This window comes from Streptomyces sp. NPDC041940, assembly GCF_055589465.1.
This window is the reverse complement of sequence record NZ_JBVJBP010000031.1, coordinates 69,242-94,456: the sequence shown is the minus strand read 5'-3', so window position 1 is coordinate 94,456 and position 25,215 is coordinate 69,242. Positions and strand designations below refer to the sequence as shown.

General features: G+C 72.1%; 21 protein-coding genes. 8 read left to right on the top strand and 13 right to left on the bottom strand.

The genetic code is table 11. The features are described 5' to 3' along the window. The first annotated feature begins 170 nt into the window (after positions 1–170). Genes ACZ6I3_RS36505 through ACZ6I3_RS36485 form a run of 5 tightly spaced genes read left to right on the top strand, consistent with a single transcriptional unit; the run spans position 171 to position 6,012 of the window. Positions 171–2,021 carry an ABC transporter substrate-binding protein gene (locus ACZ6I3_RS36505; RefSeq protein WP_469420625.1) on the top strand — a complete coding sequence of 617 codons (1,851 nt, stop codon included), beginning with the start codon at positions 171–173 and terminating at the stop codon, positions 2,019–2,021. Between the two features lie 19 nt (positions 2,022–2,040). Next, positions 2,041–3,087, top strand: coding sequence for an ABC transporter permease (locus ACZ6I3_RS36500; protein WP_469420623.1), 1,047 nt, complete (start codon positions 2,041–2,043; stop codon positions 3,085–3,087). Continuing rightward, positions 3,084–3,998 (top strand): ABC transporter permease, encoded by a 915-nt coding sequence (locus ACZ6I3_RS36495; RefSeq protein WP_469420621.1) that lies wholly within the window; start codon positions 3,084–3,086, stop codon positions 3,996–3,998. The genes ACZ6I3_RS36500 and ACZ6I3_RS36495 overlap by 4 nt, the downstream gene beginning before the upstream one ends. Then, the gene (locus tag ACZ6I3_RS36490) at positions 3,995–5,005 is read left to right on the top strand and encodes an ABC transporter ATP-binding protein (RefSeq protein ID WP_469420620.1); all 1,011 of its coding nucleotides are present in this window, start codon (positions 3,995–3,997) and stop codon (positions 5,003–5,005) included. Before ACZ6I3_RS36495 ends, ACZ6I3_RS36490 begins: the two co-directional genes overlap by 4 nt. Beyond that, positions 5,002–6,012: an ABC transporter ATP-binding protein gene (locus tag ACZ6I3_RS36485; protein ID WP_469420618.1), complete on the top strand. Its 1,011-nt coding sequence runs from the start codon at positions 5,002–5,004 to the stop codon at positions 6,010–6,012. Before ACZ6I3_RS36490 ends, ACZ6I3_RS36485 begins: the two co-directional genes overlap by 4 nt. 60 nt (positions 6,013–6,072) lie before the next feature. On the opposite strand, the gene ACZ6I3_RS36480 is transcribed toward ACZ6I3_RS36485, so the two are convergent. The 9 genes from ACZ6I3_RS36480 to rimP all read right to left on the bottom strand — a co-directional run bounded on the left by ACZ6I3_RS36480 (position 6,073) and on the right by rimP (position 18,340). After that, positions 6,073–7,026, bottom strand: coding sequence for a bifunctional riboflavin kinase/FAD synthetase (locus tag ACZ6I3_RS36480; protein ID WP_469420616.1), 954 nt, complete (start codon positions 7,024–7,026; stop codon positions 6,073–6,075). Positions 7,027–7,139: 113 nt separating this feature from the next. Continuing rightward, the gene (locus tag ACZ6I3_RS36475) at positions 7,140–10,538 is read right to left on the bottom strand and encodes a trypsin-like peptidase domain-containing protein (protein WP_469420614.1); all 3,399 of its coding nucleotides are present in this window, start codon (positions 10,536–10,538) and stop codon (positions 7,140–7,142) included. A gap of 264 nt (positions 10,539–10,802) precedes the next feature. Beyond that, positions 10,803–11,708 carry a tRNA pseudouridine(55) synthase TruB gene (gene truB / locus ACZ6I3_RS36470; protein ID WP_469420612.1) on the bottom strand — a complete coding sequence of 302 codons (906 nt, stop codon included), beginning with the start codon at positions 11,706–11,708 and terminating at the stop codon, positions 10,803–10,805. Next, the gene (gene rbfA / locus ACZ6I3_RS36465; RefSeq protein WP_189728170.1) at positions 11,705–12,157 is read right to left on the bottom strand and encodes a 30S ribosome-binding factor RbfA; all 453 of its coding nucleotides are present in this window, start codon (positions 12,155–12,157) and stop codon (positions 11,705–11,707) included. The genes truB and rbfA overlap by 4 nt, the downstream gene beginning before the upstream one ends. Positions 12,158–12,202: 45 nt before the next feature. Further along, positions 12,203–12,496 carry a DUF503 domain-containing protein gene (locus ACZ6I3_RS36460; protein WP_184598380.1) on the bottom strand — a complete coding sequence of 98 codons (294 nt, stop codon included), beginning with the start codon at positions 12,494–12,496 and terminating at the stop codon, positions 12,203–12,205. A gap of 713 nt (positions 12,497–13,209) precedes the next feature. Further along, positions 13,210–16,278, bottom strand: coding sequence for a translation initiation factor IF-2 (infB, locus tag ACZ6I3_RS36455; RefSeq protein WP_469420609.1), 3,069 nt, complete (start codon positions 16,276–16,278; stop codon positions 13,210–13,212). A 148-nt stretch (positions 16,279–16,426) separates the two neighbouring features. Next, on the bottom strand, positions 16,427–16,723 hold the full coding sequence (locus ACZ6I3_RS36450; protein ID WP_184598383.1) for a YlxR family protein: 297 nt from the start codon (positions 16,721–16,723) through the stop codon (positions 16,427–16,429). A 115-nt stretch (positions 16,724–16,838) separates the two neighbouring features. Then, positions 16,839–17,837, bottom strand: coding sequence for a transcription termination factor NusA (gene nusA, locus ACZ6I3_RS36445; RefSeq protein ID WP_469420607.1), 999 nt, complete (start codon positions 17,835–17,837; stop codon positions 16,839–16,841). 2 nt (positions 17,838–17,839) lie between these two features. Further along, positions 17,840–18,340 carry a ribosome maturation factor RimP gene (gene rimP / locus ACZ6I3_RS36440; protein ID WP_469420605.1) on the bottom strand — a complete coding sequence of 167 codons (501 nt, stop codon included), beginning with the start codon at positions 18,338–18,340 and terminating at the stop codon, positions 17,840–17,842. A gap of 205 nt (positions 18,341–18,545) precedes the next feature. On the opposite strand from rimP, the gene ACZ6I3_RS36435 reads away from it, so the two are divergent. From ACZ6I3_RS36435 to ACZ6I3_RS36425, 3 genes are read left to right on the top strand one after another with little or no spacing between them, the layout of a single operon-like run. Then, a complete protein-coding gene (locus ACZ6I3_RS36435) occupies positions 18,546–19,097 on the top strand; it encodes a hypothetical protein (protein ID WP_469420603.1) in 552 nt (183 codons plus the stop codon). Next, positions 19,094–19,558: a ferritin-like domain-containing protein gene (locus tag ACZ6I3_RS36430; RefSeq protein ID WP_469420601.1), complete on the top strand. Its 465-nt coding sequence runs from the start codon at positions 19,094–19,096 to the stop codon at positions 19,556–19,558. The genes ACZ6I3_RS36435 and ACZ6I3_RS36430 overlap by 4 nt, the downstream gene beginning before the upstream one ends. Before the next feature lie 47 nt (positions 19,559–19,605). Further along, the gene (locus ACZ6I3_RS36425) at positions 19,606–20,505 is read left to right on the top strand and encodes an aminoglycoside phosphotransferase family protein (protein ID WP_469420600.1); all 900 of its coding nucleotides are present in this window, start codon (positions 19,606–19,608) and stop codon (positions 20,503–20,505) included. A 39-nt stretch (positions 20,506–20,544) separates the two neighbouring features. On the opposite strand, the gene ACZ6I3_RS36420 is transcribed toward ACZ6I3_RS36425, so the two are convergent. The 4 genes from ACZ6I3_RS36420 to ispG all read right to left on the bottom strand — a co-directional run bounded on the left by ACZ6I3_RS36420 (position 20,545) and on the right by ispG (position 25,150). Continuing rightward, positions 20,545–22,245 carry a proline--tRNA ligase gene (locus ACZ6I3_RS36420; protein WP_469420598.1) on the bottom strand — a complete coding sequence of 567 codons (1,701 nt, stop codon included), beginning with the start codon at positions 22,243–22,245 and terminating at the stop codon, positions 20,545–20,547. Between the two features lie 71 nt (positions 22,246–22,316). Further along, complete coding sequence (locus ACZ6I3_RS36415) at positions 22,317–22,847, bottom strand: GNAT family N-acetyltransferase (protein ID WP_469420597.1); 531 nt, start codon at positions 22,845–22,847, stop codon at positions 22,317–22,319. A 92-nt stretch (positions 22,848–22,939) separates the two neighbouring features. Continuing rightward, positions 22,940–23,788 carry a GNAT family N-acetyltransferase gene (locus ACZ6I3_RS36410; RefSeq protein WP_469420595.1) on the bottom strand — a complete coding sequence of 283 codons (849 nt, stop codon included), beginning with the start codon at positions 23,786–23,788 and terminating at the stop codon, positions 22,940–22,942. Positions 23,789–23,992: 204 nt separating this feature from the next. Continuing rightward, a complete protein-coding gene (gene ispG / locus ACZ6I3_RS36405) occupies positions 23,993–25,150 on the bottom strand; it encodes a flavodoxin-dependent (E)-4-hydroxy-3-methylbut-2-enyl-diphosphate synthase (RefSeq protein WP_469420593.1) in 1,158 nt (385 codons plus the stop codon). Between the last annotated feature and the right edge of the window lie 65 nt (positions 25,151–25,215).

The window sequence follows — 25,215 nt, the reverse complement described above, 5'->3', positions numbered from 1 at the left end:
AGTGGTCTCGACCAATGGGTGCGGAAAGCTCGCCAATTCGTTATTTCCGCAGGCCACAAGGGGTGAATGCGCCGTTGACGGGTGGAGATGGCCGCTGATACACACTCATCAAACGTCTGACAGCTGATCAACCCGTCCTTCCCGTCCGAGCGATGACGCGAGGTCCGACCATGGGCACGAACGATCAGACACGCAGCCTCCCGCGCGGCCTCCGGCTCGTCGCCGTGGCCGGGGCGGCGGCGCTCACCCTCACCGCCGGGCTCGCCACCCCGCTCGACCCGGCGCCCCAGCAGGCCCGGGCGGCCGACGACGGCAAGGTGCTGACCGTCGCGGTGGCGCAGAGCGTGGACTCGCTCAGCCCGTTCCTGGCGGTCCGGCTGCTCAGTACGAGCATTCACCGGCTCATGTACGAGTACCTGACCAACTACGACCCCAAGGACAACCATGCCATCCCGGGCCTGGCCACCAAGTGGGAGTCGTCGCCGGACAAGCTGACCTGGACGTACACGATCCGCTCGAACTCCAAGTGGTCGGACGGCAAGCAGGCCACCGCCGAGGACGCGGCGTGGACGTTCAACAAGATGATGACCGACGAGGGCGCGGCCACGGCCAACGGCAGCTACGTCGGCAACTTCAAGAAGGTGACGGCCCCGAGCCCCACCGAGCTGGTCATCGAGCTGAAGAAGCCGCAGGCCACGATGACGTCCCTCGATGTGCCGATCGTGCCGAAGCACGTGTGGGAGAAGGTCTCGGACTTCTCCGAGTTCAACAACGACAAGAACTTCCCCGTCGTCGGGAACGGGCCGTTCACGCTGACCGACTACAAGGCCGACAGCTATGTCCGGCTCGAGGCCAACAAGGGGTTCTGGCGCGGGGGGCCGAAGTTCGACGAGGTCGTCTTCCGCTACTACAAGGACCAGGACGCGGCGGTGTCGGCGCTGCGCAAGGGCGAGGTGTCGTTCGTCGCCGGGTCGCCGTCCCTGACGCCCGCTCAGGCGGCGTCCCTGGAGGGCGCAGACAACATCCGGGTCAACGACGCCCCCGGCCGCCGCTTCTACGCCCTCGCCACCAACCCGGGCGCGAAGGCCAAGAACGGCAAGAAGTTCGGCGACGGCCACCCCTCCCTGCTGGACCAGCGGGTGCGCAACGCCCTGTTCATGGCCGTCGACCGCGAGGCCATCATCGAAAAGGTGTTCCAGGGACACGCCGTCGAGGGCGAGGGTTACATCCCGCCGCGCTTCCAGAACTACTTCTGGAGGCCGTCCGCGGACCAGAAGCTGGCGTACGACCCGGCCGAGGCGGCCCGGCTGCTCGACCAGGCGGGTTACAAGAAGAACGGCGACGGCAAGCGCGTCGGCAAGGACGGCAAGCCCATCAGCTACCGCGTGCTGTGCCACGCCACCGACCCGAACGACAAGGCGGTCGGCAAGTACCTCCAGGAGTGGTGGGGCGAGCTCGGCATCGGCGTCCAGCTGAACTGCCTGGACAACGTGACCGACCCCTGGCTCGCCGGGAAGTACGACCTGGCGTTCGACGGCTGGTCGGTCAACCCCGACCCGGACTTCGTGATGTCCATCCACACCTGCGGCGCCCTCCCGGCGACCCCCGAGGACACGGGTGCCACCGACAACTTCATCTGCGACAAGAAGTACGACGAGCTCTACGCCCGGCAGCTCGCCGAGTACGACCCCGCCAAACGGGCGGACATCGTGCAGCAGATGGAGTCGCGGCTGTACGAGCTCGGGTACATGAACGTCATGGCGTATCCGAACGCGGTCGAGGCCTACCGGACGGACCAGATCAAGTCGATCACCACCATGCCGGCGAAGGCGGGGAACATCTACGGCCAGGACGGCTACTGGAGCTGGTGGTCGGCGGTCCCGGCGGACTCCGGCGGGTCGTCGGACAACGCGTCGTCGACGGGGGTCGTGGTCGCGATCGTCGCCGGTGTCGTCGTCCTCGCCGGGCTCGGCGGGTTCGCTGCCCTGCGGCGGCGGGCCACCGCCGAGGACCGCGAGTAGCGCGGGCGAGCGGGCATCCATGACCGCTGACGCGACACCCGCGCTGGTCGAGGAGCGGGAACCGGCGGCCGGGCCCCGGGTACGCAAGGGCTCCGCGTACCCGAGGTACCTGGCGGGCAAGGTGGCCGGGGCCGCCGTATCGCTGCTGGCCGTGCTCGTCACCAGCTTCTTCCTCTTCCGGCTGATCCCCGGCGACCCGGTGAAGACCATGACCGGTGGCCGTCAGGTGTCGGCCGAGCAGCTGGCCGCCTATCGCAGGGAGTTCGGGCTCGACCTGCCCCTGTGGCGGCAGTTCACCGACTACTGCGGCAAGGCGCTCACCGGCGACTTCGGGACGTCGTACCAGTTCCGCTCGCCCGTCGTCGACAGGATCACCGAGGCGCTGCCGAACACCCTGCTGCTCACCGGGACCGCCTTCGTCCTGTACACCGCGCTGGGCATCTTCCTCGGCACGCGCTCGGCGTGGCGGCGCGGCACGGCCGGGGACCGGGTCAACACCGGTCTCGCGCTGACGCTGTACTCCATCCCGTCCTTCTGGCTCGGGCTGCTGCTGATCATCGTGCTGTCGGTGGGCATCGGCCCGCTCCCCGGGATGTTCCCCACGGGAGGCATGGAGTCGGGCGGCAAGGAGGGCTTCGCGTACGTCCTCGACGTGGCACACCATCTGGTGCTGCCGGTGGTGACGCTGGTGGCGGTGGAGTACGGGCAGACGCTGCTGGTCACGCGGTCGGCGCTGCTGGACGAGATGGGCAGCGACTATCTGACGACCGCGCGGGCCAAGGGGCTGCGCGACGATCACGTGCGGCGCCGGCACGCCGTGCCGAACGCGCTGCTGCCGACCGTGACGCTGATCTTCATCAACCTGGGCCGGACGGTGGCGGGCGTGATCCTCGTGGAGACGGTGTTCTCCTGGCCCGGGCTCGGCGGGCTGTTCTACCAGGCGCTGAGCGTGCCCGATCTGCCGCTGGTGCAGGGTCTGTTCTTCGTGTTCGCCGCCGCGGTGATCGTGATGAACACCCTCGCCGACCTGGTCTATCCACTGCTGGACCCCCGGGTGGCCCGATGACGACGACGACCGAGAACGTCCTGAGTCCGCGCGCCCTCGCCCGGCAGCGCCGCCGGGCCTCCGTCGCGCGCTTCTGGCGGCAGTACCGCGCCGAGCGGGCGGGGCTGTATGGGTTGACCGCGCTCGCGTTGTGCGCGCTGCTGGCGTTGTTCGCGCCGCTGTTCGTCGGCTCGGACGTGAGCAGTGTGACCGAAGCGCCGGGGCGTCCGATGCAGAGCCCGAGCGCCGAGTTCCCGCTCGGCACCGACCAGTTCGGCCGCGACCTGCTGGGCCTGGTGATCTGGGGCTCGCGGGTGTCGCTGCTGGTCGGGCTGCTCGCCGCCGTGCTGTCGGTGGCGATCGGCACGCTGATCGGGGTGACGGCCGGGCATTTCAAGGGCTGGTACGCGACGGTGATGATGCGGATCACCGACTGGTTCCTGGTCATGCCGACGCTGGTGCTGGCGATCGCCCTGGCCACCGTGATGTCCCGTTCGCTGACGACGACCGTCGTGGCGATCGGCGTCACCACCTGGCCGACCACGGCCCGGCTGGTGCGGGCGCAGACGCTGGCGGTGGAGACCCGGCCGTACATCGAGCGGGCCAGGGCGCTCGGCGGCGGGCACGGGCACATCATGTCCCGGCACGTCCTGCCCAACGTCATGCCGCTGGTGCTGGCCCAGACGACCCTGATCATCTCCTCGGCCATCCTCGCCGAGGCGACACTCGCCTTCCTCGGCCTGGGCGATCCGACGATCGTGTCGTGGGGCGGGCTGCTCCAGGACGCGCGGGAGGCGGGCGCGGTCAGTGCCGGTGACTGGTGGTACCTGGTGCCGCCGGGCATCGCCATCGCCGTGGTGGCGCTGGCGTTCACGCTGTGCGGACGAGCCGTGGAGTCCGTCCTCAACCCCAGGCTGGGGGTGTCGCGTTGAGTCTGCTCGACGTCAGGAATCTGACGGTGACCTATGCGGGCGGGGCGGCCGCCGTGCGCGGCGTCGACCTGCGCCTGGACGCGGGCCAGAAGCTCGGCCTGGCCGGCGAGTCCGGCTGCGGCAAGTCCACGCTGGCTCTGGCCCTGCTGCGGCTGCTGCCGACGGGCACCCGGATCACCGGCGAGGTCCTCCTCGACGGTGAGGACGTGCTGACGATGAAGTGGGGCCGGGTGCGGGCGGTCCGCTGGGCCGGGGCCTCCGTCGTCTTCCAGGGCGCGATGCACTCCCTGAACGCCGTGCACCGCATCGGCGACCAGATCGCCGAGCCGATCCTGCTGCACAGGAAGGCGACGCCGGCCGGGGCGAAGAAGAAGACCGGCGAGTTGCTGGAGCAGGTGGGCCTGCCCGCCGCCCGCGCGGACGCCTACCCGCACGAGCTGTCCGGTGGCCAGCGCCAGCGCGTGATGATCGCCATGGCGCTGGCCTGCGATCCCCGGCTGGTCATCGCCGACGAGCCGACCACCGCGCTCGACGTGATGATCCAGGCGCAGATCCTCCGGCTCATCGAACAGCTCGTCGCGGACCAGGACCTCGGCCTGATCATGATCAGCCACGACCTGGCGGTCCTCGCCGACACCTGCGACCGGCTCGCGGTGATGTACGCGGGCCGGGTGGTCGAGGAGGGCCCGGCGGCCCAGGTGTACGAGGACGCCCGGCACCCCTACGCCAAGGCCCTCTCCGCCGCGTTCCCGCGCATCGGCGACCCCGCGTCCCGGTTCGCGCCGCAAGGACTGGCGGGCGACCCGCCCGACCCGGCCGCGCTGCCGTCCGGCTGCACGTTCCACCCCCGGTGTCCGGTGGCACTGGAGTCCTGCGCCGAGGAGGACCCGGTGCTGCGGGAGGCCGGGCCTGAACGCCGGGCGGCATGCGTGCTGGTCGGCGACCCGGTGAGCGAGGCACGCGAGAAGCCCGACGCCCTGGAGGAAGCGAGGCCCGGCACGCCATGACCATGTCCCCCACGGCATCCGACGTCACCACGGCACCCCTGCTGAGCGCGCAGGGCCTGTACGTCACGTTCCCCGGCCGGCACGGCGGGCCCCGGGCCCGCGCGGTGGACGGGGTGGACCTCGACATCCGGCCCGGCGAGATCGTCGCGCTGGTCGGCGAGTCCGGCTGCGGCAAGACGACCCTGGCCCGCGCGCTGCTGGGCCTGGTCGAGCCGACCGCGGGCCGGGTCACCTTCGACGGCCGCCCGCTGGAGTACTCCGGCCGCTCCCTGAAGGCGTACCGCAAACGCGTCCAGCTGGTGCTGCAGGACCCGAGCGGCTCGCTCAACCCACGGCACACGGTGTACGACGCGGTCGCCGAGGGGCTGCGCATCCACGGCTACGGCGGCGACGAGCGGACCGCGGTCGCCGAGGCCCTCTCCCGGGCCGGGCTACGGCCCCCCGAGCGCTTCTTCCTGCGCTATCCGCACGAACTGTCCGGCGGGCAGCGCCAGCGGGTCGTCATCGCGGGCGCGCTCGTCCTGGAACCCGAACTCCTCGTCGCCGACGAACCGGTGGCGTCCCTGGACGCCTCCGTGCGCGGCGAGATCCTCGCCCTGCTGCTGCGGCTGCGCACCGAGCTCGGCCTGTCCGCGCTGGTCGTCACGCACGACCTGGGACTGGCGTGGAACATCGCCGACCGGGTCGCCGTGATGTATCTGGGCCGGATCGTGGAGACGGGAGCGGTGGAACAGGTGCTGACCGCACCCCGGCATCCGTACACCCAGGCCCTGCTGTCCGTACTCCCGGAGGCCCCGGGCGCCCCGGTGATCCTCACCGGCGAGCCCCCGGACCCGTCACGTGTACCGAACGGCTGCCGCTTCCACGCCCGCTGCCAGATCCTGTCGAGCGGCGAGGCGGAGGCAGCAGGCGTGGCGGACGCGTGCAGGGGCCAGGACTTGGAGGTGCTGCACGGGAGCGGAGACTCCCAGGTGGCCTGCCACTGGGCAGTTGCGAAATCGCCCTAGAAGGGGCGCGGGGAACTGCGCGACAAGCCACAGCGCACCCGCAGCCGACACTCAAGAGGACTAGGCAGCCCCCTCCGCCGCCACCAACTCCCTGCACTTCTTGACGTCCTGCCCCATCTGCTCCAGCAACGCGTCAAGCGTCTCGAACTTGGCCTGCCCCCGCACGAACGCCAGAAAATCAACGGCGACATGCAACCCGTACAGATCCAGCCCGACCCGGTCGATGGCGTACGCCTCCACCGTCCGCTCGGTCCCCTCGAACTGCGGATTCGTTCCGACGGAAATCGCGGCCGGCATCACTTCGCCCTGCGCGTGCAGCCACCCGGCATACACGCCGTCGGCCGGGATGGCCGTGTGCGGCAGCGTCTCGACGTTGGCCGTCGGGAAGCCCAGCTCGCGCCCACGCTGGGCACCTCGGACGACAACACCCTCGACCCGGTGCGGACGCCCCAGGATCTCCCCCGCGCCCTCGACATCGCCCTCGCCGACCAACCGCCGCGTCAGCGTGGAGGAGAACGGCTCCCCGCCGCCCGCCTCACCGGTCACGTACAGGTCGACGACCTCGACCTCGAAGTCGTAGGTCTTGCCCTGCGTGGCCAGGAACTCCACGTTGCCGGCGGCCTTGTGCCCGAAGCGGAAGTTGGGGCCCTCGACGACGGCCTTGGCGTGCAGCTTGTCGACGAGCACCTTGACGACGAAGTCCGCCGGGGAGAGCTTCGAGAACTCGGTCGTGAAGGGCAGGATGAGCACCGCGTCCACGCCCAGGTCGGCCATGAGTTCGGCGCGGCGGTGGTGCGGGGCGAGCAGCGGAGGGTGGCTGCCGGGCCGGACGACCTCGCTGGGGTGCGGGTCGAAGGTGACGACGACGGCGGGCACCCCCAGCTCCCGGGCGCGGTTCACGGCATGCCGGATGATCAGCTGGTGTCCGCGGTGGACTCCGTCGTAGGAGCCGATGGTGACGACGCTGCGCCCCCAGTCCTGGGGGATGTCCTCCAAGCCACGCCAGCGCTGCACTGTGCCTGCTCCTTGTCGAAAGCTCGTCGAACCGTGTCCGTGGTTGTCCGTGGTTGCCTCGTGCGCAGGTCTAAGGGTGCCATGCCGCTTGCCTCCGGCCCGCATCGGCATGGTCAGGCGGGGACGCGTACGCCCGCCAGGTTCTCGATCATCCGGTGCGAGCTGGGGCCGACCACCGCCGCCCACTCCTCGGGCGCGTCGGCCAGCCAGCCGGCCGCGCGGGCGGCGAAGCCGGGCACGTGCCGGCCCAGATCGACCAGGGCACGGTCGAAGCGGCCGGCGCCCTCCGGGGTGCGCACGAGGAGCAGGCCGACGCGGTGGACGAGGTCGCGCAGGTCGTCGCCGCTGTTCCGGGCGGCGGCCTGGAGCAGCGCGTCCAGCACGTCGGTGTCGTGCTCGCGGGCCAGGAGCGCATCGCGCAGTTCGCGGCGCAGCGGGCGGGAGGCGGGGATGCCGGGCGGCGTGAGGACGGCGGCGAGGGCGCACCGCAGCCGTACCGTCCCACCGTCCAGCAGGCCCGTGACCAGGGGCAGCAGCACGGCCCGGGCATCAGGGCCCCGGTCGAGCCGCTGGTCGACGTATGCGGCCAGCTGCCCGGCGAGTTCCGGCCGCAGTTCGGCCGCTTCCCGGGCCAGTGCGGCGACCCGCCGGGCCAGGCCGGGCGGGGTGGCGTCGGCGAGCGCCCGCAGTGCCTCCTCCGCGTCCGGCCGCCGCAGCCGCTCCGCGAAGGCGCCGAGGACCGGCTCGGGGTGGGCCAGGAGGGCGCGGGCCGGTACGTCCTGAGGGAAGCGCGGGTCGCCCGCCGCGAAGCACTCCAGCGCCCGGGGGAGGTACTTGGCCCGGGTGTGCGGGTCCTGGACGAGAAGGGCGAGTGCGCTCCCGTGCAGGGCGTGGCCTGCGGGGCGGGCGAGCAGGGCGAGGGCCGCGTAACGCAGGAGGGCGCGGTCATCTCCTGTACTCACATGCGGTGCGACACGGAGTCCGTGCGCCACCGCGGCTTCCCGGCGCGCGGGCCGCTCGTCGAGCGCCCAGCGGTCCACGGCCCGGCAGATCGCCGACGGTTCCTCCTCGGCCAGCACGGCGAGCAGTTCGTCGGCCCGCGGGTGCGCGCGCTCGACGAGCACGTCCGCCAGCTCGTCCAGGGCCCGCCCGCGGTGGGTGTGCAGCAGCGCCTGGGCGGCCGTGGCCACGGTCGCGTGCGGAGTGGCGGGCAGCGGTCGCTCGTCCTCGAACCAGTCGGCGAGCAGCGGTTGCACGCCCGTGGGGTCGGCGGTGAGCAGCCGCGCCGCGGCGTCGAGGAATCGGGGACCGGCCTCGCACGGCGGGCCGTCGGCGTGGACCAGCCGTCGCAGCAGCCCGAGGCGCACGTCCCGCGGCAGCCGCAAGCCGGTCCAGAAGGCGGGCCCGACCTCCTCCGGCACGGGCCGCTCCTGCCGCCGCCAGGCCACGATCCGGTCGGCGAGCAGCCGCAGCACCTCGGTGTACGGCGTCGCGTCGGGCACCGCCGACAGGGTTCCGGCGAGCAGCCGGGCGGCCCACCAGGACCGCGGGTCGGCGTCCAGCGCGTGCACCAGGTCAGCCAGCCGGGAGGCCGCCCGAGCGGTGCCGTGCTGGCGGGCGAGGAACAGCAGGGCCTGGATCACGGGCCCGATGCGATGGTGCGGCACGGCGTCGGGCCGCGGTTCCTCGCGGCGGTGGACGAGGGCCTGCAGGGCCTCGTCGAGGTCGAGGTGGATGCCCTGGAGCCAGTCGGCGAGTTCCTCGTGGGCGAAGCGGTAGCCGGGCCCGGCGGGCACGAGCAGGCCCTCGGCGAGGACGGCCTGCCCCCAGCCGGTGCCGCCGCCGAGCCGCACGGGGGCGGGCCCCCACGGGAACACCGCCTCGAAGGCCTCCCGGTCCACATCCCCCTGCCCGGGGCCGAGGCCGCGCCGTGCGGCCTCGTGCACCTGCCCGGCGACCTTGGCTGCCAGCCGGCGTACGGCGGTGCCGGACAGGCCGTTCGCGGCGGCCAGGCGGGCGGCGACGCGCAGGGACATCAGGTCCAGGTAGGCCGCGAAGACGTCGTGCCGGTCGAGGGTGGCGGCGGGCGCGTCGGGGGCGTCGGCGGCGAGGGCGGTGCGGATCTCGGCGAGCAGCCGGAGGGCCAGGGGATGCCGGGCGTCGGTGTCGGCGAGGGCGCCCTCCGGGATGCCGTGCCGCAGGCGGGCCTCCCGGGCCTCGTCCGCGGTGAGATCGCCCAGGCGTACACACGCGGGCCGCGCCTTCGCACCGGCCGGCCCGTGCAGTACCCCGGCCGGGAACGGCGCCCCCTCCCAGTACTCCGCCCGGCACGCCACCACCAGCCGCACTCCCGTCTCCCGCAGCCACCGCACCGTCCCGTCCGTCCAGGCGGCCAGACGGCGGGCCAGGGCCGGCGGCATCTCCTCCGGAGCGTCCAGGAGCAGCAGCAGCGGGCGGCCGAACGAGCGGGCGAGGCCGACGAGGCGCTCGGGCGTGGTGTCGCCCAGGTCGGCGGGGAAGGGGGCGCGGTCGGCCGCCACGGCCAGGGCGGCCCGGTCCAGTGCCCGGCTCGCCGCGTCCGCCACCGAGGCGTCGTCGTCCCGCAGTTCGGACCCGCGCAGCCACAGCGTGGGGTGCCCGCCGCGCTCCCGGCGGGCCGCGAGCGCCGCGAGTTCCGTCGTACGGCCGCTGCCCGGCGGCCCGACGAGGCCGAGGACGGCGGCCGGGCCTTCGGTGAAGGCGCTGAACTCGGCCGTCACAGCGGCCCGTTCGACCGGTTCCGGAAGGCAGGCAGGGCCGTCCTGGGCCACCGATGTGCCGGTCAGCTCCAGCACTCCGGCCAGGTTGAGGTCGGCGCCGTACGCGGGGACCGTCGCCGCGTTCTCGGCGAGCAGTGCGGCGAGGGGGCCCGCCGCTCCGGGGACCCGGGGGCGCAGCGGCACGGCGAACCCGAGGTCGCCGTGGTCGGAGCTGAGCGCCGTACCGAGCACGCCGACGACGGCACCGGTCGCGGCGTCGAGCACCGGGCCGCCGGCCGCTCCGCCGGCCGGCCGCAGTGCGTCCCGCCCTGCCGTGCCGACCGCCAGCTCCAGCGCGTCGAGGCGGTGGACCTGGTTCACGGCCGTGTACGTCGCGGCCGCCGAGCCCAGGACACGTGCCTCGCGCCAGCCGCCGGCGGCGATCCGTACGTACGTGCCGGTCCGGGTCCCGTCCCGCACGGTGACCGGCAGCGGCGGCACATCGAGGCCGTCGGTGTGTACGAGGGCCAGGCCCAGGGCGGGCAGCGGGGTGACCGCGTCGGCGGTCACGACACGGCGGCGGTCCCCGGCCCCGCACAGGACGAGCCGGGGCAGTCCGTCGACGGCCTCGTGGCTGGTGACGAGCGTGCCGTGGTGGTCGGCCAGGAAACCGGTGCCGCGGGGGCGGCCGGTGAGGTCGTGGATACGGACGAGGGCTTCTTCGGGGGCCCGGCCCGTCCGCTCCGCTGCCGCCGTTGCCTGATCCGACGCCATCGTCGAGCCTCCCCGCCGTACACCCGTGCCCTCGCGTGTTCGACGGTAGGGGCGAGATGATCAGCGGGACAGGCCGCTCGGCGAAAGCGCCCCCTTCCGCTCCCCCCGTTCACTCCGAGCGCCCGCACGGACGGGTGAACCGACGGGGACTGCTGGATACACCCTAGGGGTGGGGGAACCGAGGGGGGACCGTGGAGCGGCGGCAGTGGAGGTACCCCGTGGTCGCCGCTCCACGGGCGGACACCGGTCCGCCCGGTCCGCCCGTCAGCCGAATACGGCCAGGCTCTTGGCCTTGCCCCGCTGCTCCTCGACGAGGGCGAGGAAGCCGCCCTCCGGGTCGAAGACCGCGACGGGGCCGGAGCCCGCGTACTCGTCGGGCATCTCCAGCCGTACGCCGTTGGTGAGCAGCTTGGCCCGCCGGGCGTCGACGTCCCAGCGCGGGAAGGCGGCCGTCGCGGCCTCGGCGATCGGCATCACGGTCAGCTCCTGCTGGTGCTGATCGAGCGTACGGGCCGCGTCCAGCTTGTAGGGGCCGACACGGGTACGGCGCAGGGCGGTGAGATGACCGCCGACACCGAGGTCGGCGCCCAGGTCGCGGGCCAGGGCCCGGATGTACGTACCGGAGGAGCAGACGACCGACACGACCAGGTCGAGTACGGGCGTGCCGTCCTCGGCGACGGCCTCCCTGACGTCGTACACGCCGAAGGAGGAGACCGTGACGGGCCGGGCCGGGATGTCGAACTCCTCGCCCTCCCTGGCCCGCTTGTAGGACCGCACCCCGTTGATCTTGATGGCGCTGACCTTGGACGGCACCTGCATGATGTCGCCGCTCAGCTTGGCGACACCGGCGTCGATGGCGTCGCGGGTGACCTTGGAGGCGTCGGCGGAGGAGGTGAGCTCCCCCTCGGCGTCGTCCGTGAGGGTGTTCTGCCCGAGCCGGATGGTGCCCAGGTACTCCTTCTCGGTCAGCGCGAGGTGGCCGAGGAGCTTGGTCGCCCTCTCGACGCCGAGGACGAGGACGCCCGTCGCCATCGGGTCGAGGGTGCCGGCGTGCCCGACGCGTCGTGTTCTGGCGATGCCGCGCATCTTGGCGACGACGTCGTGCGAAGTGAAGCCCGACGGCTTGTCGACGATGACGAGGCCGTCGGGCGTGGTGTGCTTCTGGGTCATTCGGCGGTGTCGTCCGTCTCGTCGTCCTCGTCCGGCTTGCGGTACGGGTCGGCTTCACCGGCGTACTTCGCGCCGGCGGAGGCCTCGCGTACCTTCTCGTCGGACTGGCGCGCCTTGTCGAGGAGGTCCTCGATGTTCCGGGCCGTGTCGGGGAGGGCGTCCATGACGAAGGTCAGGGTCGGCGTGAACTTCACGCCGGCGGCCCGGCCCACCTCGGAGCGCAGGATGCCCTTGGCGCTCTCCAGGCCGGCTGCGGCCTCGTTGCGCTCCTCGTCGTCCCCGTACACGGTGTAGAAGACGGTCGCCTCCCGCAGGTCACCCGTGACCCGGGTGTCCGTGATGGTGACGTGCGAGCCGAGCCGCGGGTCCTTGATCCCGCGCTGCAGCTTCTGGGCCACCACCTCTCGGATGAGGTCCGCCAGCCTTTTAGCCCGCGCGTTGTCGGCCACTGGTCCGTCTCCCGTTCTTTCCTGTCTGGGTCGTTCTCTGGTTCGTCAGTCGTCTTCGCCGTGGAAGCGCCGCCTGACGGACAGCAGTTCCACCTCGGGGCGGGCGGCGACCAGCCGTTCGCACCGGTCGAGTACCTCGCTCAGGTGCCCCGCGTCGCCGGACACCAACGCGAGGCCTACGACGGCCCTGCGGTGGAGGTCCATATGGTCCACCTCGGCCGCGCTCACCGCGTACTTGCGCTGGAGCTCGGCGACGATGGGGCGGACGACGGAGCGCTTCTCCTTCAGCGACCTGACGTCGCCGAGGAGCAGGTCGAAGGACAGAGTCCCCACGTACATGTGTATCCGGATGACCCGCCGGTACGGGATCGATGGCCCTGCGGTTTTGGGTGGCAGGGACATCAAGAACGGTACCGCGAACCTGCCGGTGGCTCGACGGGGTTTTCCTTTGCCCGCCCACCCGCCCGACACGGTCGGCCAGAAGGCCCGGCCCCCTGGGGCTCCGCCCCAGACCCCGGCCCTTCGCCCGCCCGCCACCCGACGCGGTGGGTTCGAAGTGCTGCCCAGGGCTCCGCCCCGGACCCGGCGGGGACTACGTCCCCTGCACCCCTCACGGGGCTCCGCCCCAAGCACACAGACCGACTCACCTCGACACCCCCGACCGACGCACCTCAGCACCCCGACCAGCTCGTCTCAGCAACCGCCCTGCGCATCTCAGCGCCCGCCCTGCGCGCCACAGCACACCGACCAGCACACCTCAGCACACCGACCGGCCGCCTCAGCAACCGCCCTGCGCGCCTCAGCACACCGGCCGACGCGCCTCAGCACACCGACCAGCACACCTCAGCACCCGACCAGTTCGCCGAGCACCCGCTCCGCATGCCTCGGCATCCCGGTCCGGGTACCTCGGCACGCTGGTCAGCGTGCCTCAGTACTCATGTCCGTGTGCCTCAGCATTCCGGTCCGCGTGCCTGGGCATGCCGACCGGTAGGCCAACGGCCAGCCGGCCGACGCGGCGTGTGCCGCGTCGGCCGGTTGGTGGGAACCGTGGGTCACACCCGCGGCTTCTCGCGCATCTCGTACGTCGCGATGACGTCGTCGACCTTGATGTCGTTGAAGTTGCCGAGGTTGATACCGCCCTCGAACCCTTCGCGGATCTCGGTGACGTCGTCCTTGAAGCGACGCAGGCCCTCGATGTTGAGGCTCTCCGCGATGACCTTGCCATCGCGCAGCAGGCGGGCCTTGGTGTTCCGCTTGACCTCGCCGGAGCGGATGAGAACACCCGCGATGTTGCCCAGCTTGGACGACTTGAAGACCTCGCGGATCTCCGCCGTACCGAGCTCGACCTCTTCGTACTCCGGCTTGAGCATGCCCTTGAGGGCCGCCTCGATCTCCTCGATCGCCTGGTAGATGACCGAGTAGTAGCGGACGTCCACGCCCTCGCGCTCCGCCATCTGCTGGGCACGCCCGGCAGCGCGGACGTTGAAGCCGATGACGATCGCGTCCGAGCCCATCGCCAGGTCGATGTCGGACTCCGTGACCGCACCGACGCCGCGGTGCAGGACCCGGATGTCGACCTCTTCGCCGACGTCCAGCTGGAGCAGGGAGGACTCCAGCGCCTCGACCGAACCAGAAGCGTCACCCTTGATGATCAGGTTCAGCTGCTGGACCTCGCCGGCCTTGAGCACCTTGTCCAGGTCCTCCAGCGAGACACGGCGCGTGCGCTTGGCGAACGCGGCGTTCCGCTCGCGGGCGGCGCGCTTCTCGGCGATCTGACGGGCCGTACGGTCCTCGTCGACCACCAGGAAGTTGTCGCCCGCACCCGGGACGTTGGTCAGGCCCAGGACCTGAACCGGCGTCGAGGGACCGGCCTCGGCAACGCTGTTGCCGTTGTCGTCGTGCATCGCCCGGACTCGGCCGTACGCGTCGCCGACCACCATGGTGTCGCCGACCCGCAGCGTGCCTCGCTGGACGAGGACCGTCGACACGGCACCGCGGCCGCGGTCGAGACGGGACTCGATCGAGATGCCCTGCGCGTCCTGGTTCGGGTTGGCCCGCAGGTCGAGCGAGGCGTCGGCCGTGAGGACCACGGCCTCCAGCAGGGAGTCGATGTGCAGACCCTGCTTGGCGGAGATGTCGACGAACATCGTCTCGCCGCCGTACTCCTCGGCCACGAGGCCGTACTCGGTCAGCTGACCGCGCACCTTGGTCGGGTCCGCGCCCTCGACGTCGATCTTGTTGACCGCGACGACGATCGGGACCTCGGCCGCCTTCGCGTGGTTGAGCGCCTCGACCGTCTGCGGCATGACGCCGTCGTTGGCCGCGACGACCAGGATCGCGATGTCGGTCGACCTCGCACCACGGGCACGCATGGCGGTGAACGCCTCGTGACCCGGGGTGTCGATGAAGGTGATCTTGCGCTCTTCCTCGTTGACCTCGGTCGCGACCTGGTAGGCACCGATGTGCTGGGTGATGCCGCCGGCCTCGCCCGCGATGACGTTCGTCTTGCGGATGGCGTCGAGGAGCCGGGTCTTACCGTGGTCGACGTGACCCATGACGGTGACGACGGGCGGGCGGACCATCAGGTCCTCCTCGTCGCCCTCGTCCTCGCCGAACTCGATGTCGAAGGACTCGAGGAGCTCGCGGTCCTCCTCCTCCGGGCTGACGATCTGAACCGTGTAGTTCATCTCGCCGGCGAGGAGCTGGAGCGTCTCGTCGGAGACGGACTGCGTGGCCGTGACCATCTCGCCGAGGTTCATCATGACCGCGACGAGCGACGCCGGGTTGGCGTTGATCTTCTCCGCGAAGTCGGTGAGGGAAGCACCGCGCGACAGGCGAACGGTCTCGCCGTTGCCGCGAGGCAGCATCACACCGCCGACCGACGGGGCCTGCATGGCCTCGTACTCCTGGCGCCTCTGCCGCTTCGACTTGCGGCCGCGACGGGCGGGACCGCCCGGACGACCGAAGGCACCCTGCGTGCCACCACGGCCACCGGGACCGCCGGGACGACCACCGAAGCCGGGACGACCGCCGCCGCCGGGACCACCCGGACGACCGGCGAAACCGCCGCCACCGCCACCGGGACCACCCGGGCGACCGGCGAAGCCGCCGCCGCCACCCGGACGACCGGCGAAGCCGCCGCCACCCGGACGACCGCCGCCGCCACCGGGACGACCGCCGCCACCGGGACCGCGGCCGCCGGGGCCACCGCCGCCGGGACGCGGGCCTGCAGCGGGACGCTGCGGCATCATGCCGGGGTTCGGACGAGGACCGGCGGAGCCACCGCCGGGACGCGGGCCGCCACCCTGCGGACGCGGCATCGAGCCCGGGCTCGGACGGTTACCGCCCGGAGCCTGCGGACGCGGGCCGCCGCCGCCCTGGGCGCCGGGCGCCTGGGGACGGGGACCGCCACCCTGGCCGCCGGGGCCGGGACGGCCGCCCTGCGGACGGGGCGCCTGCGGGCGCGCCATGCCGGTGGAGCCACCGGAGGTGAAGGGGTTGTTGCCCGGACGCGGACCGGCCGGACGGGAACCGCCCTGACGCGGCGCCGGAGCACCGGGACGCGGGCCACGCTCACGCTCGCCACCGGGACGGCCCTGGCCGCCCTGGCCCTGGCCGGGACCGCCGGAGGGGCGGCCACCACCGGGCTTGGGGGCGCCGGGGCGCCCGCCTGCGGGCTTCGGCGCGGCCGGGGACGGAGCCGCCGCGGGCGGCGCCGTGAACTCGGGCGCGGCCGGGGCCGGACGCGGCGCGGGCTTGGGGCCCGGCGTCGGACGCGGACCCGGGGTCGGCGCGGGGGCCGACGAGGCTGCGGGGGCCGACGGCTCCTGGGCCGCGGCGGGCTTGGGTGCTGCCGGCGGCTTCGGGGCAGCCGGACGTGCCGCCTGCGCCGGAGAGGGCGCGGCGGGACGGGGGGCGGCCTTCTTGGGGGCTGCGGGCTTCCCGGCGGACTTGCCGTTGCCGCCGCCCTGGAAGGCGTCAGTCAGTTTGCGTACGACAGGCGCTTCGATCGTCGAAGACGCCGAACGGACGAATTCACCGAGTTCCTGGAGCTTGGCCATGACGACCTTGCTCTCGACACCGAACTCCTTGGCGAGTTCGTAGACCCGGACCTTAGCCACTTCGCTCCTTTGAGGTCCGGGTTACGTCCGGACCGTCGCTAGTTCATGGGCGTACTCATCGCGTACTCATCGAGTGCTCATCGCAATCTCGACCTGCTTTCGACTCGCGAGGTACCAAGCCGCACGGTGTTCCGTGCGACACGTCTTCTTACCGTGTTGCCTGGTCGGCAACTGTTGTCTGCTCGACGTATCGGCGCAACGCCTTTGTGTCGAGCGGTCCCGGGGCGCGCAGTGCCCTCGTGAACGCCCGTCGGCGTACCGCCTGGTCGAGACAGATCTGGGCGGGGTGTACGTACGCACCCCGGCCGGGCAGCGTACCGCGAGGATCAGGGGCGCATGCGTCCTCGATCAACACGATCCGCAACAGATCGGCCTTGGCCGCTCGCTCCCGACACCCCACACAAGTGCGTTCAGGGCATGCGCGGACGCGCGTCCGGCCAGACACCGTTAAGTCTACCTCCCCGTACGCTCCTCACCCCTTTGGGGCAGGATTCGAACAGTTGCCGCGCATGAACCTGTCGTGATCTGAACGACTCGCGGCTTGGATCTATTCCCCGGAGCTATTCCCCGGAGCCGTCGTCGGCCGGTTCCGTGTCGGGGCGGATGTCGATCCGCCAGCCGGTCAGCCGGGCCGCGAGCCGGGCGTTCTGCCCTTCCTTGCCGATGGCCAGGGAGAGCTGGTAGTCGGGCACGGTCACCCGGGCGGACCGGGTCGCCATGTCCACGATCTCCACCTTGGAGACGCGGGCCGGGGACAGCGCGTTCGCCACCATCTCGGCCGGGTCCTCCGACCAGTCGACGATGTCGATCTTCTCGCCGTTCAGCTCGCCCATCACATTGCGCACCCGGCCGCCCATGGGGCCGATGCAGGCGCCCTTGGCGTTCAGGCCGGAGCGGGTGGAGCGGACGGCGATCTTCGTCCGGTGACCGGCCTCGCGGGCGATCGCGGAGATCTCCACGGACCCGTCGGCGATCTCCGGCACCTCAAGGGCGAACAGCTTCTTCACCAGATTGGGGTGCGTACGGGACAGCGTCACGGACGGGCCGCGTACGCCCTTGGCCACCCGGACGACGTACGACCGCAGGCGCATGCCGTGCTGGTAGGACTCCCCCGGCACCTGCTCCTGCACCGGCAGGATGGCCTCGAGCTTGCCGATGTCGACGAGCACGTTCTTCGGGTCGCGGCCCTGCTGGACCACGCCGGTGACGATGTCGCCCTCGCGGCCGGCGTACTCACCGAGCGTCGCGTCGTCCTCGGCGTCGCGCAGGCGCTGCAGGATGACCTGCTTGGCCGTGGTGGCGGCGATACGGCCGAAGCCCGTGGGGGTGTCGTCGAACTCGCGGGCCTCCTGGCCCTCCTCGAGGTCGTCGGGGTCCTCCTTCGCCCACACGGTCACATGGCCGCTCTGCCGGTTGAGCTCCACGCGCGCGTGACGGCGGCTTCCCTCGGTGCGGTGGTAGGCGATGAGGAGGGCCGACTCGATCGCCTCGACCAGCAGGTCGAAGGAGATCTCCTTCTCCCGAACCAAGCCCCGCAGGGCGCTCATGTCGATGTCCACGGCTACGCCTCCTCTTCCTTCTTGTTGTCCTTGCGGCTGAACTCGACCTGGACACGCGCCCGGACGATGTCGTCGAAGGCGAGTCTGCGGGCGGTGGGCTTGCGGCCCTTGACTCCGGGGATCTCGGTGTCGACACCGTCGTCGTCGACCTTCAGGATCCGGGCGACCAGCTCGCCGCCCTCGGCGAGCTGGAACTTCACCAGGCGGTCTATGGCGCGCACGTAGTGCCGGTGCTCCGTGAGGAGGCGCTCCGCGCCCGGGGTACCGACCTCGAGGGTGTACTCCCCCTCGCCCATCGCGTCCGACTCGTCGAGCTTCGCCGAGAGCGCGCGGCTCACATCGGCGATCTGGTCCAGGTCGGCGCCCGTGTCCGAGTCGACGACCACGCGCAGCACACGCTTGCGTCCGACGGAGTCCACTTCGATCTCTTCGAGGTCCAGGCCCTGAGAGCTGACGAGCGGTTCCAGTAGTTCTCGCAGCCTCTCGCTCTGGGTGGTGCTCATCCGGGTGACTCCTCGGCCGCGTGTGCTGTTGTGGGATGGGGCGCGTGTCTGGTCAAAGGGTATCCGGTCGCAGGGAGTGTTGCCGTCCACCCGGTGACGAACGGTGCCGCTGAGTGGTCCCGGGCGAAGGCCCGGGTACCGTGATCACGGGCGTGCAGCCCTGCCAGTCGCTTCTTTCTCGTACGAGCCCCCGAGGACGTCTGAAGTGCCGTTTCCCCCATCGCCGCGCGCCCGCTCGGGGCCGCGAAGAAGGAGTCTGCTCGCCGTCGGCTCGACGGCCCTCGCCCTGGCGGGCTGCACCGCCGGTGACGAGGACTCCGGTGACCCGGGCGACGGCCCGTCGGCCGCCGACCGCCGGGCACGCGCGCGTGCGGCCCGGGACAGCGAGGAACTGGTCGAGCGGTACGACGCGGTGATCGCCGCCCGGCCGGGGCTCGCGGAGTGGCTGCGGCCGCTGCGGGAGGAGGTCGTACGGCACACGCGGGCGTTCGGCGGCGGCCGGAAGGCGGCTGTCTCCCCTTCCGTCTCCCCTTCCGTCTCCCCTTCTGCCTCCTCCGCCTCATCGTCCCCCTCGGCCGCCCCTGTGCCGGACAACGACCGGGACGCGCTCGGCGTGCTCGCCGCCGCGGAGCGGGAGCTCGCCGACCGGCGGGCCAAGGCGCTGGTCGGGGTGGAGGGCGAGCTGGCGCGGCTGCTGGCCTCGGTGGCGGCCGCCGGGGCGGCGCACGTGTATCTGCTGACGGAGGGGGACGCGTGAGCGACGCGAAGGACCAGGAGCTGCGGGCCCTCCAGGCGGCGCTGGCCGCCGAGCACGCGGCGGTGTACGGCTACGGCGTCGTCGGCGGGCGGATCGGCGACGGGCAGCGCGTTGAGGCACGGACGGCGTACGACGCGCACCGGGCGCGCAGGGATGCGCTGGCGCGCGAGGTGAAGGACCTGGGTGGCAGGCCGGCGGCCGCGGCCGCCGGGTACGCGCTGCCGTTCCCGGTGTCGGACGCCGGGGCCGCCGTGCGGCTCGCCGCCGAGCTGGAGGACCGGGTGGCCGGGGTCTACTCCGACCTGGTGCGCGCGGCAGGCGGCGGGCGGCGGGTCCTGGCGGCCGAGGCGCTGCGGGAGGCCGCGGTGCGCGCGGTGCGGTGGCGGGGCGAGAGCGTAGCCTTCCCTGGGCTCGCCGAGCGGGCGGACACGGCTCCGCCCGCGGCCGCGCCCACGGCGTGACCTCGTAGGGCACGCACCGCGGACAGCACGAAGGGAACGACTCGCGCATGGTTTTCGAACCGCCGAACCGCCTGGTCAGGGCGATCGGTGAGACGGCACCGGACGGTGACGACTGGCTGGAGAAGCTGCCCGAGGCGGCGCGGCGGGCCGTCGCTCTACGCGAGTTGACCGTGGAACGGGTGCAGGTGCCCGGCGGGCGCAGCAGCCTGGTCGTCCTGGTGCGGACGGCCGACGCGACGCCCGCCGTGCTCAAGCTGGCACCGGGCCGGGCCCGCCCGGAGGCGGAGCGGGCCGCGCTCGCCCACTGGGGCGGGCGGGGTGCCGTACAACTGCTCGATTCCTTCGTGGCCGAGGGCGTGCTGCTGCTGGAGCGGCTGCATCCTGATGTGTCGGTGCGGTCGCTGCCGGAGGCGAAGGCGCTGCTGGAGGCGGCGGGGACGCTGCGGCGGCTGTGGGTGGAGCCGCCCGCCGGCTTCCCCTTCGAGACCGTGGCGGAGCGGACCGGGCGGCAGGCCGAGGCGATGCGGGCGCGGGCGCAGGCCGATCCCGAGGTGGCCCCGCTGGTCGACCTGGCGCTCGCGGCGCGCGCGGAGCTGCTGGCCGCGCCGCCCGAACACCGGTTGCTGCACGGCACGTTCCGGCAGAGCAAGGTGCTCGCCGGGGAGCGGATGCCGTGGCTGGCCGTGGGCCCCGACCCGGTGGTCGGCGAGTGCGCCTTCGATCTGGCCCGGCTGGTGCGCGACCGCGTCGAGGACCTGATCGCCCAGCCGTCCGGCGCGGCCACGACCCGCCGCCGGATCAAGCGGCTGGCGGAGTCTCTGGACGTGGACCTGGAGCGGCTGCGCGGGTGGACGCTGTTCCGGGCCGTGGAGTCCGGTGTGCGGGCGGGGCGGGTCGGGCGGCCCCGGGACGCGGAACTGCTGCTGGAGTTCGCGGCCTGGCTGTGAGCGCTCCGGAGGACCGGAGCGCCCACAGGGCGCGCACGCTCAGGCGGTGAGCCGGGCGATGGCCTCCTCGACCGTCAGCTCCTCGCGCTCGCCGGTGCGGCGGTCCTTCAGCTCCACGACGCCGTCGCCGGCGCGTCGGCCGGCCACCAGGATCTGCGGTACGCCGATCAGCTCGGAGTCGGTGAACTTGACGCCCGGGGAGACACCGGCGCGGTCGTCGACCAGGACGCGGACCCCGGCCTTCGCCAGCTTCTCGGAGATGTCGAGGGCCAGTTCGGTCTGCAGGGCCTTGCCGGCGGCGACCACGTGGACGTCGGCCGGGGCGACCTCCTGGGGCCAGCACAGGCCCTTGTCGTCGGCGCTCTGCTCGGCGAGGGCGGCGACCGCGCGGGAGACGCCGACGCCGTAGGAGCCCATGGTGACGCGGACCGGCTTGCCGTTCTGGCCGAGTACGTCGAGCTTGAGGGCGTCGGTGTACTTGCGGCCCAGCTGGAAGATGTGGCCGATCTCGATGGCGCGGTCGAGGACCAGGCCGGTGCCGCACTTCGGGCAGGGGTCGCCCTCCTGCACGACCACGACGTCGACGTACTCGCCGACCTCGAAGTCGCGGCCCGCGACGACGTTCTTCGTGTGCGTGCCGGCCTTGTTGGCGCCGGTGATCCAGGCGGTTCCGGGTGCCACGCGCGGGTCGGCGATGTAGGTGACCTTCTCCAGGCCCCGCGGTCCGACGTAGCCGCGCACCAGGTCGGGGCGGGCCGCGAAGTCCGTCTCGGTGACCAGTTCGACGGTGGCCGGGGCGAAGTGCGCCTCGACCTTGTCCATGTCGACCTCGCGGTCACCGGGGACGCCGACGGCGACGATCTCGCCGTCGACCTTGACCAGGAGGTTCTTCAGCGTGGCGGAGGCCGGGACGCCGAGGGAGGCGGCCAGGGTCTCGATGGTCGGGGTGTCGGGGGTCGGGATGTCCTCGGCGGCCGGGACACCGGAGGCGTCGACGGGCTTCAACTCGTACGTGATCGCCTCGGTGTTGGCGGCGAAGTCGCAGTTCGGGCAGTCGGCGAAGGTGTCCTCGCCGGCCTCGGCCGGGGCGAGGAACTCCTCGGACTTGGAGCCGCCCATGGCGCCGGCGGTGGCGGCGCAGATGCGGTAGTCGAGGCCGAGGCGCGCGAAGATCTTCTGGTAGGCCTCGCGGTGCAGGGCGTAGGACTTGGCGAGGCCCTCGTCCTCGGTGTCGAAGGAGTAGGAGTCCTTCATCAGGAACTCGCGGCCGCGCAGGATGCCCGCGCGGGGGCGGGCCTCGTCGCGGTACTTGTTCTGGATCTGGTAGAGGACCACCGGCAGGTCCTTGTAGGAGGACGCCTGGTCCTTCACCAGCAGGGTGAAGATCTCCTCGTGGGTGGGGCCGAGGAGGTAGTCGCCGCCCCTGCGGTCCTGGAGACGGAACAGCTCGGGGCCGTACTCCTCCCAGCGGCCGGTGGCCTCGTACGGCTCACGCGGCAGGATGGCGGGGAGCAGCACCTCCTGGGCGCCGATCGCGTCCATCTCCTCGCGGACGATGCGCTCCACGTTGGAGAGAACCCGCTTGCCGAGCGGCAGCCAGCTCCAGATGCCGGCGGCGGTACGGCGCACGTACCCGGCGCGGACGAGGAGCTTGTGGCTGAGGACCTCGGCGTCCGCCGGGTCGTCGCGCAACGTCTTCGCCATCAACTGGGACATGCGCTGGACCGGTACGTTCGCCATGGTTCCTCTGCTCCTGCTGCGTGTAGGTGATGGCAGGAGGTTATCCGGGGGCGCGCGGGGGTGGAAATCCGTTAACCGCGGCGCAGGGGCAGCGGGGCTCCCATCACGGCGTACGGCTTGGGGGCGCTGGGGAAGAGAACCTGGCGGGCGAGGTCCTGGTAGCCGAGGGAACGGTAGAGGGCGCGGGCGGGGCTCTCGGTGTCGATCGCGGAGAGGATCGAGCGGGGTTCGGCGGCGCCGTCGGTGATGGTGGTGATCAGGGTGCGTCCGATGCCGCGGCTCTGGTGGGCCGGGTGGACGTGCAGTTCGGTGATCACGAAGGAGTCGTCGAGCCAGTGGTCGTGGTGGTTGGCTCTGAGGTAGGGCTCCACGACGGTGGACCACCAGTGGGTGCGGTCGTTGGGCATGCCGTAGACGAAACCTACGAGGGTGCCGTCGGCTTTCGCGCCGAGGGCCCTTGCCCCCGGGTAGGTCATGTGGCGCAGGACGATCTGGCGGCGGACTGCGACTTCGTCGGCGCCGAGGCCGAAGGCCACGGCTTGGACGGCCAGGGCCTCGTCGACGTGGGCGGGGAGGTCTAGTGGGCCGATCACGAGGTCCATGGCGGGGAGCCTACAGGGGGGCTTCGGTTGTCAGCCGGGTGCAGGCCGTCTTTGGCTGGTCGCGCAGTTCCCCGCGCCCCTTTCGGGGCGCTTCAGAACAGGACGCTCATGAAGGCTCCCACTTCCTGGAAGCCGACCCTCTGGTACGTCCTTCTGGCCGCCGTGTTGAAGTCGTTCACGTAGAGGCTGACCACCGGGGCGACGTCGGCCAGGGCGTAGCGCAGCACGGCTGCCATGCCGGGGGCCGCCAGGCCCGTGCCCCGGTACTCGGGGGCCACCCACACGCCCTGGATCTGGCAGGCGCGGTCCGTCGCGGCGCCGATCTCTGCCTTGAAGACGACCTTGCCGTCCGCGTCGAAGCGGGCGAACGCGCGGCCGGAGCCGACGAGTTCGGCGACGCGGGCCTGGTAGAGGAGGCCCCCGTCGCCGGCGAGCGGGGAGACCCCGACCTCCTCGGTGAACATCGCCACGCAGGCCGGCATGAGCGCTTCCATCTCGTCCTTGCGGACGCGGCGGACGTAGGGGTCCGGGGCGATGCCGGCCGGCAGGCTGTCGGTCACCATGAGCGGCTGCCGGCGGCGCACGTCGCGGGCCGGGCCCCACTGGGGTTCCAGCAGCCGCCACAGGTCGGCGGTGGACCCCGCGGGCCCGACGATGGAGGAGCAGCGGCGGCCGGCCCGGCGGGCCCGGTCGGCGAAGGCGCGCACGGCGCGCGGACCGGCGCAGATCGGGACGAGGTTGGCGCCCGCGTAGCACAGGGACGTCAGCATGCCGTCCTCGTACCAGCCCCACATCTCGCCGCCGAGCCGCCACGGGTCGAGGCCGGCGATCTGCACCCGGGACGTCACGAAGGCGTTCGCGACCGGCTCACGGTCGAGTACGGCGAGCGCGGCGTCCAGGTCGCTCGGTTCGAGGACCCGTGAGGTGGTCTGCGTCAACAAGTGCGGGGCCTCACACACTCCTGGGGGTTGCTGGTCCCCGCACTATAGCTGCGCTGCTTGGGTGGGGCGCCTTCGAGCTCGGGAGGGACGGTTTGCCGGCGGGTGCGGGTCGTGTGTGGTTGCTCGCGCCCACGCGGCGGAGCCGCATATCGACAACAGCCCCGCGCCCCCAAGATCGCAACCCTGTCGCCGACCCGGAGAGGCTCAGCCCGCTACCGCCACCGACGGCTCGCCCGAGGCGACACCGTCCGCTTCCATCTGCTCGGCGATCTTCATGGCCTCTTCGATGAGCGTCTCGACGATCTTGGACTCCGGGACGGTCTTGATGACCTCGCCCTTGACGAAGATCTGGCCCTTGCCGTTGCCGGAGGCGACGCCGAGGTCGGCCTCGCGGGCCTCGCCGGGGCCGTTGACGACGCAGCCCATGACGGCGACGCGGAGGGGGACCTCCATGCCGGTCAGGCCGGCCGTGACCTCTTCGGCCAGCTTGTAGACGTCGACCTGGGCACGGCCGCAGGAGGGGCAGGAGACGATCTCCAGGCCGCGCTGCTTGAGGTTCAGGGACTCCAGGATCTGGTTGCCGACCTTGACCTCCTCCACGGGGGGCGCGGAGAGGGAGACGCGGATCGTGTCGCCGATGCCCTGCGAGAGCAGGGCGCCGAAGGCGACCGCCGACTTGATCGTGCCCTGGAAGGCCGGGCCCGCCTCGGTGACGCCGAGGTGCAGCGGGTAGTCGCACTGGGCGGCGAGCTGCTTGTAGGCCTCGATCATCACGACCGGGTCGTTGTGCTTGACGGAGATCTTGATGTCGCGGAAGCCGTGCTCCTCGAAGAGGGACGCCTCCCACAGGGCCGACTCGACCAGGGCCTCGGGGGTCGCTTTGCCGTACTTCTGGAGCAGGCGCCGGTCGAGGGAGCCCGCGTTGACCCCGATGCGGATCGGGGTGCCGTGGTCCCGGGCCGCCTTGGCGATCTCCTTGACCTTGTCGTCGAACTGCTTGATGTTGCCCGGGTTGACGCGGACGGCCGCGCAGCCGGCCTCGATCGCGGCGAAGACGTACTTCGGCTGGAAGTGGATGTCGGCGATGACCGGGAGCTGCGACTTGCGGGCGATGGTCGACAGGGCGTCGGCGTCGTCCTGCGTCGGGCAGGCGACGCGGACGATCTGACAGCCGGAGGCGGTCAGCTCGGCGATCTGCTGGAGGGTGGAGCCGATGTCGGACGTACGCGTCGTCGTCATCGACTGCACCGAGACGGGGGCGTCCCCGCCGACCGCCACGGCCCCGACCTGGATCTGGCGGCTCTTCCGGCGCTCGGCGAGCTTGGTCGGTACGGACGGCATGCCGAGAGAAATCGCAGTCATCTGCTGTGCAACCCCAAGTCGTGGATCAAGGTCCGGTCCCGTGAAACGGCGGGCTCCAGGCTTCG

What these genes read in the sequence shown, in the direction of transcription:
- ACZ6I3_RS36505 (WP_469420625.1), top strand. Translation starts at nt 171, where the DNA reads ATGGGCACGAACGATCAGACACGCAGCCTCCCGCGCGGCCTCCGGCTC.
- ACZ6I3_RS36500 (WP_469420623.1), top strand. Translation starts at nt 2,041, where the DNA reads ATGACCGCTGACGCGACACCCGCGCTGGTCGAGGAGCGGGAACCGGCG.
- ACZ6I3_RS36495 (WP_469420621.1), top strand. Translation starts at nt 3,084, where the DNA reads ATGACGACGACGACCGAGAACGTCCTGAGTCCGCGCGCCCTCGCCCGG.
- ACZ6I3_RS36485 (WP_469420618.1), top strand. Translation starts at nt 5,002, where the DNA reads ATGACCATGTCCCCCACGGCATCCGACGTCACCACGGCACCCCTGCTG.
- ACZ6I3_RS36475 (WP_469420614.1), bottom strand. Translation starts at nt 10,538, where the DNA reads ATGGCGTCGGATCAGGCAACGGCGGCAGCGGAGCGGACGGGCCGGGCC.
- truB (WP_469420612.1), bottom strand. Translation starts at nt 11,708, where the DNA reads ATGACCCAGAAGCACACCACGCCCGACGGCCTCGTCATCGTCGACAAG.
- ACZ6I3_RS36460 (WP_184598380.1), bottom strand. Translation starts at nt 12,496, where the DNA reads ATGTACGTGGGGACTCTGTCCTTCGACCTGCTCCTCGGCGACGTCAGG.
- rimP (WP_469420605.1), bottom strand. Translation starts at nt 18,340, where the DNA reads ATGAGCACCACCCAGAGCGAGAGGCTGCGAGAACTACTGGAACCGCTC.
- ACZ6I3_RS36425 (WP_469420600.1), top strand. Translation starts at nt 19,606, where the DNA reads ATGGTTTTCGAACCGCCGAACCGCCTGGTCAGGGCGATCGGTGAGACG.
- ACZ6I3_RS36420 (WP_469420598.1), bottom strand. Translation starts at nt 22,245, where the DNA reads ATGGCGAACGTACCGGTCCAGCGCATGTCCCAGTTGATGGCGAAGACG.
- ACZ6I3_RS36415 (WP_469420597.1), bottom strand. Translation starts at nt 22,847, where the DNA reads ATGGACCTCGTGATCGGCCCACTAGACCTCCCCGCCCACGTCGACGAG.
- ispG (WP_469420593.1), bottom strand. Translation starts at nt 25,150, where the DNA reads ATGACTGCGATTTCTCTCGGCATGCCGTCCGTACCGACCAAGCTCGCC.